At 52.9% G+C, this 16684-nt stretch carries 13 protein-coding genes; 4 read left to right on the top strand and 9 right to left on the bottom strand.

The features are described from left to right. Positions 1–93: 93 nt before the first annotated feature. From EQG79_RS28460 to EQG79_RS28475, 4 genes are all read right to left on the bottom strand, one after another. Complete coding sequence (locus EQG79_RS28460; RefSeq protein WP_129606262.1) at positions 94–873, bottom strand: DUF6166 domain-containing protein; 780 nt, start codon at positions 871–873, stop codon at positions 94–96. Beyond that, positions 870–1136, bottom strand: a complete 267-nt coding sequence (locus tag EQG79_RS28465) for a hypothetical protein (RefSeq protein WP_129606264.1) — start codon at positions 1134–1136, stop codon at positions 870–872. The genes EQG79_RS28460 and EQG79_RS28465 overlap by 4 nt, the downstream gene beginning before the upstream one ends. A gap of 72 nt (positions 1137–1208) precedes the next feature. Then, on the bottom strand, positions 1209–1883 hold the full coding sequence (locus tag EQG79_RS28470; RefSeq protein ID WP_129606266.1) for a relaxase/mobilization nuclease domain-containing protein: 675 nt from the start codon (positions 1881–1883) through the stop codon (positions 1209–1211). Beyond that, positions 1880–2407 carry a plasmid mobilization protein gene (locus EQG79_RS28475; protein WP_129606267.1) on the bottom strand — a complete coding sequence of 176 codons (528 nt, stop codon included), beginning with the start codon at positions 2405–2407 and terminating at the stop codon, positions 1880–1882. Before EQG79_RS28475 ends, EQG79_RS28470 begins: the two co-directional genes overlap by 4 nt. Before the next feature lie 244 nt (positions 2408–2651). On the opposite strand from EQG79_RS28475, the gene EQG79_RS28480 reads away from it, so the two are divergent. From EQG79_RS28480 to EQG79_RS28495, 4 genes are all read left to right on the top strand, one after another. Then, positions 2652–3554: an AAA family ATPase gene (locus EQG79_RS28480; RefSeq protein ID WP_129606269.1), complete on the top strand. Its 903-nt coding sequence runs from the start codon at positions 2652–2654 to the stop codon at positions 3552–3554. A gap of 257 nt (positions 3555–3811) precedes the next feature. Beyond that, positions 3812–4054 (top strand): hypothetical protein, encoded by a 243-nt coding sequence (locus EQG79_RS31385; RefSeq protein ID WP_240699488.1) that lies wholly within the window; start codon positions 3812–3814, stop codon positions 4052–4054. Positions 4055–4058: 4 nt separating this feature from the next. Beyond that, positions 4059–4754, top strand: a complete 696-nt coding sequence (locus EQG79_RS28490; RefSeq protein WP_129606273.1) for a hypothetical protein — start codon at positions 4059–4061, stop codon at positions 4752–4754. A 311-nt stretch (positions 4755–5065) separates the two neighbouring features. Beyond that, positions 5066–6160, top strand: coding sequence for a serine hydrolase domain-containing protein (locus EQG79_RS28495; RefSeq protein ID WP_165358973.1), 1095 nt, complete (start codon positions 5066–5068; stop codon positions 6158–6160). 194 nt (positions 6161–6354) lie between these two features. On the opposite strand, the gene EQG79_RS28500 is transcribed toward EQG79_RS28495, so the two are convergent. The 5 genes from EQG79_RS28500 to EQG79_RS28520 all read right to left on the bottom strand — a co-directional run. Then, on the bottom strand, positions 6355–11445 hold the full coding sequence (locus EQG79_RS28500) for an Eco57I restriction-modification methylase domain-containing protein (RefSeq protein ID WP_129606277.1): 5091 nt from the start codon (positions 11443–11445) through the stop codon (positions 6355–6357). A 450-nt stretch (positions 11446–11895) separates the two neighbouring features. Continuing rightward, on the bottom strand, positions 11896–12621 hold the full coding sequence (locus EQG79_RS28505) for a PD-(D/E)XK nuclease-like domain-containing protein (RefSeq protein WP_240699489.1): 726 nt from the start codon (positions 12619–12621) through the stop codon (positions 11896–11898). A gap of 54 nt (positions 12622–12675) precedes the next feature. Next, complete coding sequence (locus tag EQG79_RS28510; RefSeq protein ID WP_229374862.1) at positions 12676–13335, bottom strand: hypothetical protein; 660 nt, start codon at positions 13333–13335, stop codon at positions 12676–12678. Between the two features lie 215 nt (positions 13336–13550). Then, positions 13551–14264, bottom strand: coding sequence for a hypothetical protein (locus EQG79_RS28515; RefSeq protein WP_129606279.1), 714 nt, complete (start codon positions 14262–14264; stop codon positions 13551–13553). 53 nt (positions 14265–14317) lie between these two features. Next, positions 14318–16684: toprim domain-containing protein (locus tag EQG79_RS28520; RefSeq protein WP_129606281.1), on the bottom strand; the 2367-nt coding region annotated here is incomplete at its 5' end.

Consider the following 16684-nt stretch of genomic DNA (forward strand, 5'->3'; position numbering starts at 1 on the left):
AATTATAAGTCTTGACGTATCTATTTATACAGTAGAGCAAGACTACTAAAAAGTTACGTTATCGCCTAAATCGTCGTAAAAATTTCCCGCAGCTCACCTGAAAACGCCCAGAAATACTCCCGCCCGCCAGTCCCGATGTAAGTAGCTGACGGAGCGAAACTCATAGGTAAAGTCGGCGTGGTAAAGGAACGTCAGGTATTGCTGCTGTTCGTCGACGCTGAAACCGCCCAGATCGTCGCCCGCTTCGGTGATGATGCTTACACCACCGCCTTCGTAGCACTCATACACCACGGCACGGCTTCCGGCTGGACTGTCTAAGAAAGTGGCCTGGGTTTGCACTACGTCGCCCACGATGAACAGCGGCTTCCTCTGTTGCGTTTGTACAGGTACGCATGTGCGTACCGTGGTTTCAGCAGCTACGGGATTCAGCAACCGTTCAGCCTCTTCGAGTAAACTCCAGCCCATTAATTCGTCCTCTTCGGCCTCGTGATCGGCGGCACGGGCTAGGTCTGCCCGATGATCGATCAGGAAATCAGCAATGTCAATCGTTCGCTCGAAGCCCTCTTTCTGCGGTTGCCACTTGGCCACAAACGCCCACTTGAAATCTTGATACAACATTTCAGCCACGTAGCGATTCTGGAAGATGTGCAGGCAAATTGCCAGAGCCGCCTGCGCCGGTCCCGACCCACCGTATCCCCAATTAAGGCCCGATGGCGAATGGTTACGCACCGTCAGGCTTTCGGCCAGCGATACCTCCTGCCCATCCACGAACAGGCGGCACTGCTCATCCTCACCTCGTTCAGTATCACCGGCGTGATACGTACCCCGGATGTGGAAGGTTGTTTTAGTGAGTTGAAAAAGCGGCTTTGTCATACGGCTGGTCCCTCCCACTCGGTTCCTTTGTAGTATTCATCCAAAGCAAGCATTTTCATCGAGTCTCGCTCCGCGTCTGATCGCGCCCGAAACCGTTCCGGGTCGTCAATGCCTTCAGCAATCACCACGTTCACTACGTCGCCTACACTATCGCGTATCTCATAAACCGACACAGACTCCTGATCTATAAAAAATAACTGCACGTCGTCGTGCTCCCACCCATCCACAAGCTTGTTGCGAGGGTTATCAGTGTGCTCTTCCATAGCTGAATAGAAAAATAATTAGATAGTCAAATATACAACTATTCCATTATATATCTCTTCACTGAATGGAATTTACAACGTTGGTCGAGGTTGTCGTACTTTGGGGTTCTGAACGGTCTTGGTTTGGTCGGTAGTCGGTCGCTGTTCGGTATGCGCCTGTTCTGACCTGGCAGGATTCGTCGTTACATCGGATTGCTTCACTGGACTATCGATGTTCATCGGTGTACCCGGCATCAAACCGTGCCGCTTTTCCATCGCCCGACAAAAACGACCGACCTCTCGATAGTTAAAGCTTGTTTTGGCCGTGTTTTTACCGTCCAGATCAACCCGGCTGGCTACGATGTGAAAATGCTCGTGGTCACAGTCCCGGTGCCGAAACGCGACCATCGGGTTATTCTCCATGCCAAACGTTCGGGCGAACGACTGGCAGATACGGAGCATCACCTCGTCGGGTGGGCGTTCGCCAATTGGAAACGAAAAACTCTGGTGCCAGACGGGTTTACGGATGCGGTCGTTTAGGGCGGCTACCAACTTCATGCTGTCAGCCATATCCTCTATGTTCAACCGCTGTTTCACGTCTTGTCGAAGCCGTTGGTCCGTTACAACCGATACGCCGACGTGTTGCGCGTACAGCAATTCACCGCGCAGGCGGGTCCGGTCGAGGCTCCGGTTGGTGCGGGTTTCGTAATAGCAATACTGGATGGCCCCCAGGAAGCTGGAGCCGAAGAGGGCAACTTTGCCAATCATAATCGCTTGTCGGTTTGGTAGCCGGCTCGAATGCTCTGCAATATCTTTGTTAGATCAGGCTTCTTGACCGCAGTATCATCGGCGCGTTGCAGTACGTCGATGAGCGTGTCCAACTGTTGGATCGTACCCCAATCGGTCCTGTTGTCGGCGCAGAACCGTTTCACTTCGCCGATGACTTCACCGACACCATACATCATCTCTCGGATGTCCTGTGCGTAAAGTGCGTCGGACTCGGCCCGTTGGCTTAAGTACAGCAGGGCGGTTGTGAGCCGGTCCAACTTAGCCAGTTCCGCTGTCATGTCAGCCGGTAGCTTCCGAAGGCGGGGGAGCCGATGTAGGTTATCCAATGCACCCGACCGTAGCAGTTGCGACACGCTGATGCCCTCTTGCTGACTAATGGCTTTCAACTTCTTTTTTTCGGCTTCGCTCAATCGCACGTAGACGCCCGTCGAGCGTTTTTGCGGCTCTTTTTCTGACTTCTTACCCAATTGGTCAGTAGTCGATTTTGTGGTTCCCTCCCTCATTTTGTATATACAAAAACATAGCTTGCTGCACACTTAAGAGCCGGTTGCCTGATGCAACTTAGGTTCGGCAGGTACTGCAAATTGCGTGGGTTGCCATGGTTGCTCGAGTTGCATCAAGCAACTGTGTTGTATGAGTTGTCCAATTCTATCTATTCAACTCAGTTGCTTATGGTGCAACGGGCAATTAAGTTGCAAAACTATATTTTATTATCTATTTTTGTTTAATTAATTATCTATTATACTTATGACTGGAAAGATCATTACTATACATACATCGAAGGGTGGCATGGGAAAATCCACGCTGACAGTGGTTATGGCCTCCTATCTGGCTTATGCAGCCGGGAAACGGGTTGTCGTGTTCGATTGCGACCCACCCCAACATTCGGTCGTTGATTTGCGGGAAGACGAACAGGCGGGGCAGGCCATGCTGGCTCAGGCGTTTGATCAATTGACCGATGCTGAATTAGCCGCGAAAGGTCAGCCCTATACCAGTGTCAACGATCAGGCGGCTTTCGAGCGGTATCGGTACAATCGGCAACAGGGCATCAGTGCCTATTATCCCATTCACCCCCTCCCCTTCCAAGCACTGAGCGAATTGGATATGGACCGGGTACGTGCCGATTTCGACTACATTTTTCTCGATATGGGCGGGCAGTTTAACGCCGGTATCCTACGTACCCTGGCTGAGACCGACGTATTGCTGGTTCCCTTTACAACGCAGCAGGTTGACGTAGCGGCCTCCATTCAGTACGTCGGGGCCATTCTGGATCGGGTCATGCGTAGCCAGCTACCTAACTATTTGACTATCCGCTGCTTTTGGAACAAGTACAAGTTCACCTTTGCCCGCCGGGCCGATGTGCTGGAGACGTACTTCGCCAACCTTTTCCGCAACGATGCGCTACCAATCAGTTTCTTAAAAACCCGCCTGAACGATGCCGATGCCGGATTCGACCGGGCCAAAATGCTAACGACGGTGTCGTCGCCGGTTGTGCTGCCTGCGGGCCGGTACGTTCGGCGCAAGGACGACGGCAGCAGCCGACCGCCTAAACCCGCTGAGTGGCGCGAAGCGCAGTACTTACAGGACATCGTTAGCCTGATCGCCGAGGTCAATGCACTTTTTCCCGAACTGACTAAATCAACTCGTTGATGGACCTCGACAAATATCGACGTACCCCGGCTACCCCCACTGATCCGGCCCCAACGCTTGGCAGTTCAGGCGAAACGTTACGGCAGAAAGCCAATCGGTATCACGACTTTGTTGCCGACAACGTACCCACTGAGTCAGTCCCGACCACTGAGACAACAGCGTCGACCTCTTCGGCTGACCAAGTATTGAAAACAGAGATTGATGCTGGTGAGTCATCAAGTACGAAAGGCAATAAATCTAAGTCGAATAAACGCCCTTTGCCCGCGCCGAAACGGCTTACCAATCAAGAACCCGCTTCCCTGTCTGGCGTTAAGATTGTCTTTATTGAAGAGGCTATGCGGAAGCAGTATATTCAGATAGCGGGCTATGTCATGCTGAACTACGGCGTGAAGCTGACCATGACGGCATACTTCTGCTTCCTGCACGAACAGGCCGTCGCGCAGCAGTCCGACGAAACCTTCCTGAACGCCCTGGCTCAGTTTACCCAACCCCGTCCCTAAGCCTATGTTTTTACTGATTTCAACCGGTACGTTTCTCACCTTGGCTACGCTCGCCCTGATCGTATGGGCGAGGTTAGTAATGGTCTTTACGGGTCGTTCTAAAGCGAAAAAACATACCCGTCCCGCGCCCGCTATCAAATCGTTTTTCCAGCCAACTGCCGGAAAGATTGCGGTGGACGTACCCTTCCCGATGGCTTCGTATAATCGCACAGAATTGATACCGTTGCGCACAAAAGCCTCAACCAGTACGGCTGAGCCTATTTTAGCCCCAGAAACCCCCACTGCTTCAGCCTCTTCATCAGAGTCTATACCACCGGTATTGGACGATCCGGCTTTTGCACCCGCAGACCCAGATGAAGAGACGACATCGGATACAGCACCCGACACAGCGTCGGCACTGGAAACCACGAACGTACCCACGTACTCCGCCGACACGATCCACCCCTCCCCTACCGGTTTCCGGCTCTCGCTCGACCGGCAGTTGTTGAGCCGCTTGCTTAGTGACGATTCGCTCTGCCAGGAGTTTGAAGCCGTCCGCGCCCTGACCCTCGACCGGCAGCGCGATACGGGCCGCTCCTACGCCAGCCTATTCCGCGAAGCCGTTGCCGACAAACCCGCCGACGTGCAGGCGATGCTCCTTAACCTGCTCGATGAGGAAGAAGCCGACGACTACGATTACGCAACGCCCGGTTATGCTTAAGTGAGCGTTGACCGCCCAATCTGATTTATTTATTGCCTTTCCTGCTTACCCCTTGATTCGTGCGTGAACCGGGCAGGGTCTTTTGGGGCGCAACCGGCCACGCAGTGGTGAGGGCGCGACACGGAAGATGCTGCCCCGCGCATCCGGCGGGGATGGCCCGAAGGGCGTTCCCCGCCGTACCCCTTAATTATTTATGAGTGATGGGTTTACTTGCCCATTAGTTTAGATGAATTATTAGCTTTTCTCAAGCTCACTTGTACAATAAGTGCAACGTTAAACGATTTTTTATGTCATTTGCCAAAACCATATCTATGAAGCTTAAAATCAGCTCTATCCAATCCATACTTTTCATTCTTCTTTGGATACCATCGCTAGCCCAATCGAGGCTTAGTCAGCTTCAGAAAGCATTACCATCTATGATGGACAGCACTGGTATATCTGGCTTGTCAGTTGCTCTGATCGAAAATGGAAAAGTAACGTGGAGCAGTGGACTAGGAATTAAAAATAAGGGCACAAAAGAGCCTGTCTCTACACAGACAATATTTCGAGGGGCTTCATTAGGAAAGCCCCTTTTTGCTTATGCCGTGCTCAAACTTAGTGAGCAAAGGAAAATTGCTTTAGATACGCCGTTGGTAAGTTATGCTCCGCCCTCGTATTTAGAAACTCACTTTTTGAAAAGTCCATTGGGCGACGAGCGAATAAGACTTATTACTGCTCGCATGGTGTTGAACCATACCAGCGGCTTGCCCAATTGGCGTGCTGAGGGCAAGCCATTGACGACGATGTTTATGCCCGGTAGCCGGTACAGTTACTCGGGTGAAGGCTATTATCTATTACAAACTGTAGTTGAATACTTAGTAAAAGAATCCGTTGAATCATTCATGCAACGAACGGTATTTAAGCCAATGGCTATGACACATACCAGTTATATGTATCATGCGGTTGATTCTCTCCGATACGCTTCCTCTTACGATATGACCGGTAAATGTATCGCCGATGAACAAGAGACGGTGAACGTAGCACATACATTGCGAACGACTGCCGATGACTACGCGCGTTTCATCGTCGCAGCAATGATGAAACCGGGGTCTGGAGAACAAACGGCGAAAGCGTTACTAAGCTCACTGGTCAAAACAGATATATGTCAGCCAGGTCAAGTGTCATGGGGGTTAGGCTTTGCTGTGCAGCATACTGTAAATGGAAACTTATTTTGTCAATGGGCCAAAAGCCCGACCGCCAGCGGTTACGTTATTGGTTCAACCGACCACAAAACAGCGGTGGTTTACTTCGTCAATGTGGCTAATCAAGGACTACGAATTGCCGAACGGATGGTTAAGTTAGGACTGGACTATGATGATCCTTTATTCTCCTGTTTCGGGGTTCGGCCTTACAATGCCAGACGGTAACAACGTAAACGTATAGGTCTTACATTTCTCGATGTTTTATGGGTGACTGTCGTTCATTCCAATTTCGGCGTTATATTCTTTTAACATAAAGTCAGCGACGTGTGTAGCTACATGAGAATGTGATAGCCTTATCCTACCCCTTTGATTCTTTTCACCTGCGCCGACGCTCGTAGGCATCGGCGCGGGTGAAAGGGTCAGGCTACTAACTCGGCTACTTCGGTTTCTATGGGTTCGCCCTCCATCTCCATTTTTCGTTTCAGGTCGGCTACTTCGGTTTCTAAGCGGTGCAACTCGGCTTCTTGCCGGAAAGGTTGAGCGAGTTTGCGGCTAAACTCCTGCTCAACGAGCCGGGCGCGTTCCAGTTCGCGGATGAGTTGGGCGGGGGCTTCACAAGCGCGGGCAACGGCGGCTTTCAGCGAGGAAAACAACCCGTTGGCCGACCCGACCACGCCCGACACTTCCCGACCCCACTGATAGCGTACTACCGCCTGACCGGGCAAAAAATCGCCAATCAATTCCTGTGATCGCTCCCCGGTTAGAGTTAGCGGCAAGCCGTTAACCAGTATTGTTTTCGACTCCTGTACCCGGCGTTTCGCCAATCCCTTGACTTGCTCAATCAGGTATTGCACCGGTTCGCCCCATTTTTCAGTATAGGTCGTGCCGTTTACCGTCACGTTCGTCACGGCGTAGATCTGGCCGAAATGTGTTTGTAAGGTCGCCGTTTCCTGTTCCAACTCGGCCAACGTTGGGCCTTGCTGCCGGATAAACCGTTGGGCGTTTTCGACCTGCCATTGAGCATCCATCACCCCGCGTTGCCAGTTTTTACGGGCCTGCACTACCCGCGATAGTTCAAGCTGCTTTGTCGTGTACAATAGGGCGTGTTGAGAGCCTGACAGCGTCGCCATCATTTGGTCGAACGACATAGCGGCAAAATCATCGTCCGCGCTGATGTCGGCCATTTGGTCGTCGGCAATGTGGCCTTTCAAAACTTGGTTGATAAATTTTTGCTTGATGGCTAACCGCCCGTAAGCCGTAGCGTCGAGCGTCCGGTCTACGCCGTAGGTCAACACCTCTACCGGCAAGTTCCAAACGGCATGTAAGTTGCCCTGCCGAATCAGCCGCCCATTCCGTTGTTCAAAATCAGTCGGTCTATTCGGCGCGTCTAGGTGGTGAACGGCCACTAAGCGTTCCTGCACGTTTACGCCCACGCCCGCCCGTTCCGACGTACCGAGCAAGACACGTACCTCGCCCGTGCGAACTTTGGCAAAGAGCGGTTCGCGCTTGTCGGCCTCGGCGGGAACAATGGCAATTTCAGTTTCTGGTACACCCTGCGCGATTAGCTTAGCCCGTATGTCCTCAAACAGGTTGAAGCGTTTAAAATACAGGTCGGCCCCCTCAACATCGAAGAACCCTTTTATAGATGGGCTTTGGTAGTTGTCGGCAAAGACCAACTGCGTTCCCAGGTACGTAGCCGATTTGTGATAGAGACGCAACACTTCCGTTACCAACCGGTTACACTTCGACCCGGTTTCGTCGGGATTCTCGGCATCCAATAGCCGTAAATCAATGGTGGCTTTGCGGGCCTGCCCGAAACACACCAACGGAATATGTGAGTTATCGCGCTTCTCGGCCCCGCTCAGGTTCTCAAACCAACGTAGCGTTTGCTTGATGCGGTCCAACTCGTCAGCTACGCCCTCGGTCTGTGGCAGAATAATGCGCGTATGCTGCCCGTCTTTCAGTACCGGTAACGTACTGTCGCGCTGAAACTCGATCACGTCTTCGTTCAGCACCACGTCAACATGAGCGCGGTACAACTCCGACAACTGCTGTACGTTAACGAACTTCGCAAACCGCTCTACCGCCTTAAAGTTGCCCGTTGCGGTCAGTTCAAACGACTGAATCACGGTGCCGAACGCTCCGGCGAATTGGTCAAACGTGGACAGCATAGCCTTGTTCAGCCGGTCAGGGGCAATAAACCGTAAGGTCGTCCATGCTTCGGCCATCGTGTTCGATATGGGCGTACCCGTCGCCAACACCACCCGGCCCCGCCGTGCCTGCACCGTGCGGCACTTAAACAACGCGCTTAGTGCATCCTCCGAACCCGCCGTATCAATGCCTTTTACGTTCTGTCGGGCCGTGAAAAAACCAAGCCGTTTGTAGCGGTGGGCCTCGTCCAAAAACAGCGCGTCGATGCCTAATTGGTCAAACGTCAGCATCTCGTCTTTTTTGCGGTCGGCCTGCCGGATGCGTCGGTTTGCCAGTCGTAGTTTCAGTTCGTTCAGCCGTTTTACGCTCATGGGCCGGTCGCGTCCCTGCCGGGCGGCTGCGGCTATGGTGTAGGCCACCCGGTCAATTTCTTCCTGAATAAACGCTTCCTCACTGGCGGGGTCGTCGGGTATCAGTTTCAGGAAACTTTGCGGAATCAGCACCCCGTCAAAGTTGTTTGTCGCAATTCGCTGTAAGAATCGTTTGCGGTTACTGGCTTCCAGGTCGGCGGGTTGCGGTACGTAAATAATGGCCGATGGATAGAGCGTCCGCCACGCACGGGCAAAATCGTTGAGCGTTGAGTTTTGCACCACAATCATAGGCTTGTGGGCTACGCCTAGCCGCTTCAATTCCATAGCCGCCGAAATCATCGTGAACGACTTGCCCGACCCGACAACGTGCGCCAACAAGGTATCTTGCTCCTTAATCCGCTCCACGCCCCGAAACTGGTGCAAGCGTAACTGAATCGCAGGCGATGCGCCGGGGTACTGTTTCAGGGCGGGTTCGCGGTACGTTTTGTGTACATAGCTGTTGTACAGTTCGTTGTACACGGGTTCGATGGCCGCGCTGTGGTGGTCCCGTACAAAGTCAATAAACAGGTCGTTTAGAGCCTCCTGCGCCTGTACCGCCTGACTGGTGGCTTCAATGTCCTTTACCGTTTTCTCCTTACCCTCCGGGTCAATAATCGTTTTGGTAACAACAACGGTACGTCCCTGCAACGCTGCTTCGATGAGTTGAATAGCCGTTCGGCGTGACGTACCCAACGAGCGGTTTTGCACCGATGACACGTTCCCCGCTCCTGTTACCTCGTACTGCCCCACCCGCTGGTTATAGCCAACCGTTACGCTGCTGGTCTGCACGGTTTGGCCGATAAACTGTTCAATGATGTACGTAGGAATCCAGGCCGACCCCAACCGAAACTGAATAAGCGGGGCGGGTATGGTAGCCGGTACTACGGCAGTTAATGCCCGAACATTCACAGCGTACCGGGCATCTGTTTTGGCGGCTTCGGTGGCCTGCCCTAACTTTTTTCGCACGTTCCCCGACAGGTACGTATCTCGGTCGTCCAACTGCCCCGAAACCGGATTTGGGTACGCCAATTCACCCGCTACCAGTTCACTCTTGACTGCATCAACCGGTTTTTGCATCCACCGGCTAATCTGCCCCACATTAACCCGGCCCGTTAAGGCAATAGATAAGCGTAACGCATCGGCCAACGTTTCTACCCGTTCGGGGCAATGGGTGGCGGGGTGTACGCACTGACGAAAAATATCAGCCCTGTTAATAGTATGGCCCTTCTCGGCTCGGCTCACTATCTCCAACGCCTGAACGGTAGCAAATTGCGGGTCGTAGTCCTCCAGGAACGTAACGGCCCGGTTTCGGTTGAGCGTCCCAAAATAGCGCGTGAACAGTGAATAGGCGTGGTTTAACTCCATCCGTAACTCGTCGGTGATGGCCTCCCCCCTACCCTGCTGCTCGGCGCGTCGCAATTCCGTAAAGGCTTTCTTTACCCGCTCGTATTGGGCAACAATGAGCGTTTGGCTGTAACGTTTGCCCCGAATTGTTACCGACTCCATAAACCGCGCTAATTGAGTAGCTGGCCGGGCTGCGGCTCGTGGGCTTTCTTCGTAAACGTTAGCTGGTAGTTCAGCAAGGGCCGCGCTTAGTAACTGCGGCAACTGGTCAGAGTTGGGCTGGTGTAAGGTCGGCTGATCGGCCCGGTACAGCCCGCCTTTACCCACCTCATCGGCAAAGTGCATCGTACCAAGCATCATAGCCGGGCGGCTATGGTAATACTCGTTAACCGCCAACGTTCTTGCCGACTCTAGTTCATTGCCTTTCGCGTCCGTTAATTCGGCGCGTATAGTGATTGTCCGCTCAAACGCATTGGCCGCGAAGGGCCGCGCGCTACCTAACCGCTTTCGTAAAAACAGTACGTCGGTCGTTACCTGCGTTCCGGCGTTGGCTTCAAATGCATTCGACGGTAGCCGGATGGCTCCCAATAGTTCTGCCTCGGCTTCGTTTGTCAGGAATTGGCGAAACTCTGTACCGGCTGCATCAAGCGTACCCGCCGAAGTAATCAGGGCCACAATACCGCCCGGCTTAACCAACTGCACCGACCGCCCAATGAAATAATTATGAATGGCAAATTGGTTTAGTTCGGGGTGGTTGCGGTCGTACACCGTGTAACTGCCAAAGGGTACGTTACCAATTACCAGATCAAAGCTGCCGGCTTCAAACCCGGTCTGCTCCAGACCGCAAACGTGGGTGTCAACCTCCGGGTACAGCGTTTGCAACAACTGCCCCGATAGGCTATCTTTTTCCACCGCTACCCACGCCGACCGTTCGCGCAACGTCGGGGGCATCAGTCCAATGAAATAGCCAATCCCTGCGGCTGGCTCCAAGATGCGACCGCCCGTAAACCCGAACTGCTCAACGGCCTGCCACATGGCCGCTACCACTTGGGGAGCCGTATAGAAAGCATTCAACGTGGATGCTTCGGCGGCTGTCTGCTCGGCGGGGGTTAGCAGGTCGCTCAACCGCTGCCGGGTACGTCCGTACTGGCTCCCCCACCGGCTTACGGCATCATCGACAAAAACCGTTTTGTCCGTCTGGCCCCGCTGCCACGTCTCGAACGCATTCGCTTTCCAGATGGCTGACAGCCCACCCCAACCCGTATATAAAGACAAAATTTCTTGCTCGGCTGGTGTTGCGGGTCGTTGGGCTTGCTGTAGTTGCTTGAGCGTTTCCAGCGCGGTAAGGTTGGCCCGTAATTTGGCCGTGTTGCCAATTGGTATGACAAACGAATCTGCGCTAAGCGTAAAGCCGGTTTGCTGCTCCGTTGCAGGTACGTCTATTGGCTTAACGGCTGGCGGCTGGCTGGCTCGTGTCGATAGGGCGGGTTTGGGGCGGGTAGGTGGCACTAAGCCGGGCTGACCAAACAGCGCGTATTGATTGGCAATCAGGACAACAGGCCGAACGGTGGCCGTGCGGGTGCGTGGCGTTGGGTAATGGGTCATAAATAGCTGACTAGTTTAACACTATAAAGATAGCCAACTATTCAGCTATTTGAATATCTATATAGCTATTACTCAGGCTTTTACAACCCGTTTGATTCAGACCACTTTTACCAATTACCCCTTGATTCTTTTTAGCTCAGCGTATTTCGATTTCGGTGCTATATACCCGAAACTCGACTTCATGATTGGTTAGCGTAACAAACCGGTACGGTGGGTCTGTTTGCGGGCTTTCTCTTGATATCTGTGAATCACTTATAGCCCAGCCCTCCTGCCCTACCGGAAGTGTTGGTCCTACTCGTTGTATCAACTTGACCCGCTGCCAACCTTCACCTGGTGATGTATATAGCTGTTTATCCATGTAGCAAACTAGCTGAATAGCCAACAACGAACCATTCTTTATAAAAAGTGAAATAGCTGAATATTTTTTTATTCAGCTATTTCACTAATCGACTATACATATACTCGATTAGGTATGGCGTTGTCAATTATCGCGTTCCTATATCTTGGCGTGCTCGCTGCCGCAGTTGCCCAAGACGAGGGCTGAAACGATGACTTTGCCAGCAGAGCTAACAAACGCTTGTATCGTTCACGTCCCTGTTCGATAAACGCATTACCCGTTGCGTCGGCGGTTGGTTCAAAGTAAAATACCTGAAAGGGAGCCGTTTTCTGCACACCGAGCAAGACGAACCGTTTAGCGTTAAGTCCGTCCAGATAAAAGGCCGTTTGCCGGTCATATTGATACAATTCGCAACATTCCAGGAACTGCTGGTATGTGCGGGCGCGGGTCGTTTTAATATCCACGATCAGACCGTGCCGTAGCCGAAGATCTGTTTGACATTTGCACAGTAACCCGGTTTCCGGGTCGCGGAAGAGGTGCGGCTGTTCTTTCTGACCCCATTGCAACGCCCACCGGCCAAAGCGGGTGGCCCGCACAGCCGTAGCCATTTTGGTTAATCGCTCCCGGTCAATGTCAGCGGGAATTGGTCGCCCGCAACGCGGTTCCAAAACCATTTGATGAAATGCCGATCCCTCAGCATAGGCAGCGACGGGGGTTTTATTAGGCGTCGCAGTAAGAAACCGCTCAAACTCAATCAGGTCTGAATTAGAAATAGCGGGATAGGAGCGATACGTCGCGGGCTGAAATAGCATGATATACGGATAGTTAATTAAAGACATAAAAAGTTATTTGGTTATTTGACTATTTAACTAGTCAAATAACCAAATAAAAAACTACACAGTTATTACTTCAGCCTCTTGTACAGCCTGTTCAGTAGACTCACCAACAGGCAGCGCGATTGAGTCTGTAGCTGGCAGGGCGAAGGTTTCGGAGAAGCTGAGGTAGTTGGCCGTTTGCTTCAACGTATCGCGCCGGTAGATCGGACAATCAGCCGCGTACTCGGCCAATGCCTGCACCGTTTGCGGATCGGCGAGGGTGTAGCTGAATCGCCCGATGAACCATGATTTCGTCGGGTCATTTTTGCTCGTCACTTTTTCCGGGCGAACCGTCAGTACCACATCACAGAGCGTTTTTGGCTCGTTGCCTTCGTAAAGCAGCTTCTTGAAGATGCCACGCAACTCGGCAAGCGTGGTGCCATTGAACATGATGCTTGATACGCAGTTGAGCGCGTCGATAAAGAACAGTTCTGCCCAGGGTTCGCGGGTGCGATTGAATAGCCCGTCCTCAAACACACGGAACACAAACGGCTGAAACGAAAACTCTTTTACTGCTTTGCCATTACTATCCAGTACAACCGTGTCACCGTCGATATTGAACTGCCCGGTTTGGGAGTTGTAGCGGTACTGTTTTGGGTCGCCCTCGATGTAGCGGAAGCGGTTAGCAATGATAACTTCACCCTGCGTGTTGGTAATTTCATGCTGGTACGATTTCATAATCGGTATAGCGGAAAAAGGAGTTAATTAGTCCGGGCTTCACCGGCCAGACGTTCCGGTTTCAACACTATAAAGATAGCTATCTATCTGGCTATTTTCAAGTTAACTAACTGATAGTCAGAGTTTTGTGAACCCGATCTGATTCTGTTTCTATAAAACACCCCTTGATTCTCAGCGAATTATTAAAATACATAAATAGTTAATTATTTGAATATTCACTCCTTACTACGCTTGGGTGAAGCCAGTAATTCTTGTTCGCGTTGTTGCAGCAAGTAGCGTTGACGGCGGGTATCGAGTATACCTTCGAGTCGGCTCAGTTCAAGTTGAAAGGAAGGCGATTCGGCAAGCGTGTCTGCCTCGGTAAGTAACTTCCGCAAAGCCGGTGAATCATCCACGGTTGCCTTGGCAACTACGTAGCGATGTTGCCAGTAGCCAACGGCAAAGCTATCCCGCTCATGAGCGGCCTGTAACCAGCCATAAAATAGACCACCCATAGCCAGTCCGGCCAACACCATCCCCACCGTCAGGTAACGTACCAGTCGAAGCAACGACTGCCCAGGCTGCTCGACCTTAACCAGCTTGGGGACGAGTTTCTCCAAACAAGCTTCCACGGTCGGGGTGAGCTGATCTGAAAGCTGCGGAAGCCAATTGGTGAGCCGTTGCACTAATTCGGTACGTTGCTGCTCACCGGCATCTTGCAGGGCAGAAACCAGCGCGCCAATCAAGTGGGGATCGAAAAGCGGAGCATCCGGGGTGGTGGCCAAATCGGGTTGAGGGGGTACGGGTAGGGGAGGAGTTGACGGTTGGGGCGATTGCTTCCAGTAGGGATTAGTTGGGTACATCTGACCGGAGTTTGGCTGGGCAGGCAGCGGTCGCTGCTGACCGATCATGTCCTGTTCAGGGTGAGTAGGAGAGGGGGCTGGATTCATGGACAAAAATTTCCCTGCCGACCCGTTTCACCGGTCGGCAGGGGAGAATACAGTTAGAGTTTGGTTCGATAGGCCCGGACGGCTTCAGCAGCCGGTTCTGCCATTGTTTGCTTCGCGCTCTGCTCAGATTTCAACTCAGTGTGGGGCCGGATTGTAGGCGGTGCGCCAACTTTCAGCGGGCTGGAATCCGGCAGCGGTTCACCTTGCCGGTTCTGGAGTACGTCGTTAAGATCTTTCTGCTGCCGGGTGGGGCGTACCACCTGGTACAATGCCTGGCCCTGCCGTTGATTGATTTCATCCGATAACATCGTCAGGGCCTTAACAAGTAAACGACCATCGTTGGGGAAGTGAATACGGGTGCGGGTCACGGCCTGATTTTGCTGTGAATCGAGCAACGTCTCGCGCTGAAACTCCTGCACCTTTTTCTCCTTATCATTCGCGTCGCCATTGTAATGAAACTGCTTCGTGAAGCGGTTCATCTCGTCGAGAAATCGCCCTAAAAATGCTTCGTTACGTTGCTGGGCCTCGCCGGGTCCGGTTGCGCCGGGCGTGAGGGGTTGGCGGAGTTCGAGGTCAAGCTTATTGACACCCGAATACAGGTCTTTCTCCAGCTTGGCATCTTTGTGCAGTTGCAGTCGGTTGTCAAACTCATTCCCGGAGATCATGGCTCGCTCCCGCGCGAACCGGAACTCATTACCCACCTTGCCGGTCATGTACTCCGACTGTGCCAGCTTAGATATGTCGTCGGGCAAGGGCACACCGAAAGCTTTGGCATACGTAAAGGCCGGAATGACCGACTGCACCATCTCGACCGACACCTTCACATAATCGTCGGGCATGATTTCCTTAAAACGAGCCTGGTGGTTGATTGCCAACTTGTGACCTTCCGACAACGTACCGTCGGCGACGTCGAACCGTTTCAATACGTCGCTGAACGTTTTGACCTCCGGGTCGAAGGCAAATTTTGGCCCCAGTACGTTCGCCAGTGGGTTAGGAGGGAGGTTTGGTCCCGAATAGGCAATCTCCGGTTTGATGCGCAGGGCCGGATCAGCCGCCGGATGGGTTAGGCCGAGGTAGTTGATGGCGAACCGAAGCCCGGCGTTATCGCCATCCTGCGCGATGACAAACTGAGCTTCCGGGTTACGATCTAGTACCTTTTGAATGAACCCCATCTGTCGGCTTCCTGGTTGGCCACCCGTTGCCATGTAGAACCGTCGTTCGCCTTCCGCTTCAGGGTTGAGTTGTTTAAACGATAGCGCGTCGATGGCTGATTCGGCCACCAGAATCCGCTGCGCCTGCACTTCCTTAAAGGCGTTTCGAGCCGACTCAATCGGTAACTGAACCTGCCGGGCAACGCCCTCTTCCACGAAATCGAATGAGATGGTATCCGTGCGGGGTCGATGAACCGTACCGATGGTCCCGACAGGTAAGTCATTGCGGCCATGCATGGCCAGGGGCATGGTCAGTTCGTAAAACCGGTTCGAATGCCATATGGCCTCGCCCCGCTCGCCTGATGGAAACGACTTGAACCGCTCGTTGCGAATATCCATCGATACCAGATGCCCGTCCTGCGCGTACATCGGGAAAGCCGTGTTGTGATGGGTCGTGCCTTTGTCGGAGGTATACGAGATGTTCTTGATGCGACCGTCAAACTCCGGCGAAAACAGTACGTCTTTGTGCAGTGACCGCCCTTCGAGGTAGCGCGTATCGGTCAGGGGTGCAATGGCGTATCGACTGTGCAGGTCTTTCTCGCGGAGTTTAGTGTCGATGAGCGCGTCTTTCACTTGCTTCAGCGGGGCCGTAACGGTTTTTTGCAGCGTGTAGTCGGCTGAAGCCATAATGCGATCAACAGCTTTGAACACGTTGCGGTAGATACCGTTCTCGACCCGTTCCAGAAACTTGATCACGTCGCCCCGCCAGCCGCGCTGATCGTTCATGTCCACGAACATCTTCTGACCGTACTTGTCGCCGGTGTACACGGCCAGGCGTTCCTTCGCGTTCTTCTCGCCCCGTTCGTAGATAAGCCACTCGTCACTCGGTTTCGATTTCTTGGTGTCGAGTTGAAACCCGTAGTCTTGCAATACTACCTCCAGATCAAGATCGCGCTTGATGGCCTCGAAATCACGCACCAGCTTTTCGGTACGTGGTTTGGTGGGGGTATCACCCTCTGTCGTTTTTGCGTCAGTAGGCTGATTGGGTTTGGTGGCTTTGGAAACCTCGGCTTCCTCCTTCATACCGGTTGGCGCAGTACGTTGAGTGCCGTTGGGCGACAAGTCAATTCGCCTGTCGTCGGCGTATTTCTCCAGCGTCTGGATATTCCACGCCTTATGATAAGCCGTCGACTCGCGAACATTCTGGTAGAGGTCCGGCACGGCTAACTGACGATAAGCGACAGACCCGTCCAATTTGCCCCGGTTGGT

This window comes from Spirosoma sordidisoli, from assembly GCF_004138325.1.
Classification (GTDB): Bacteria; Bacteroidota; Bacteroidia; order Cytophagales; family Spirosomataceae; genus Spirosoma; species Spirosoma sordidisoli.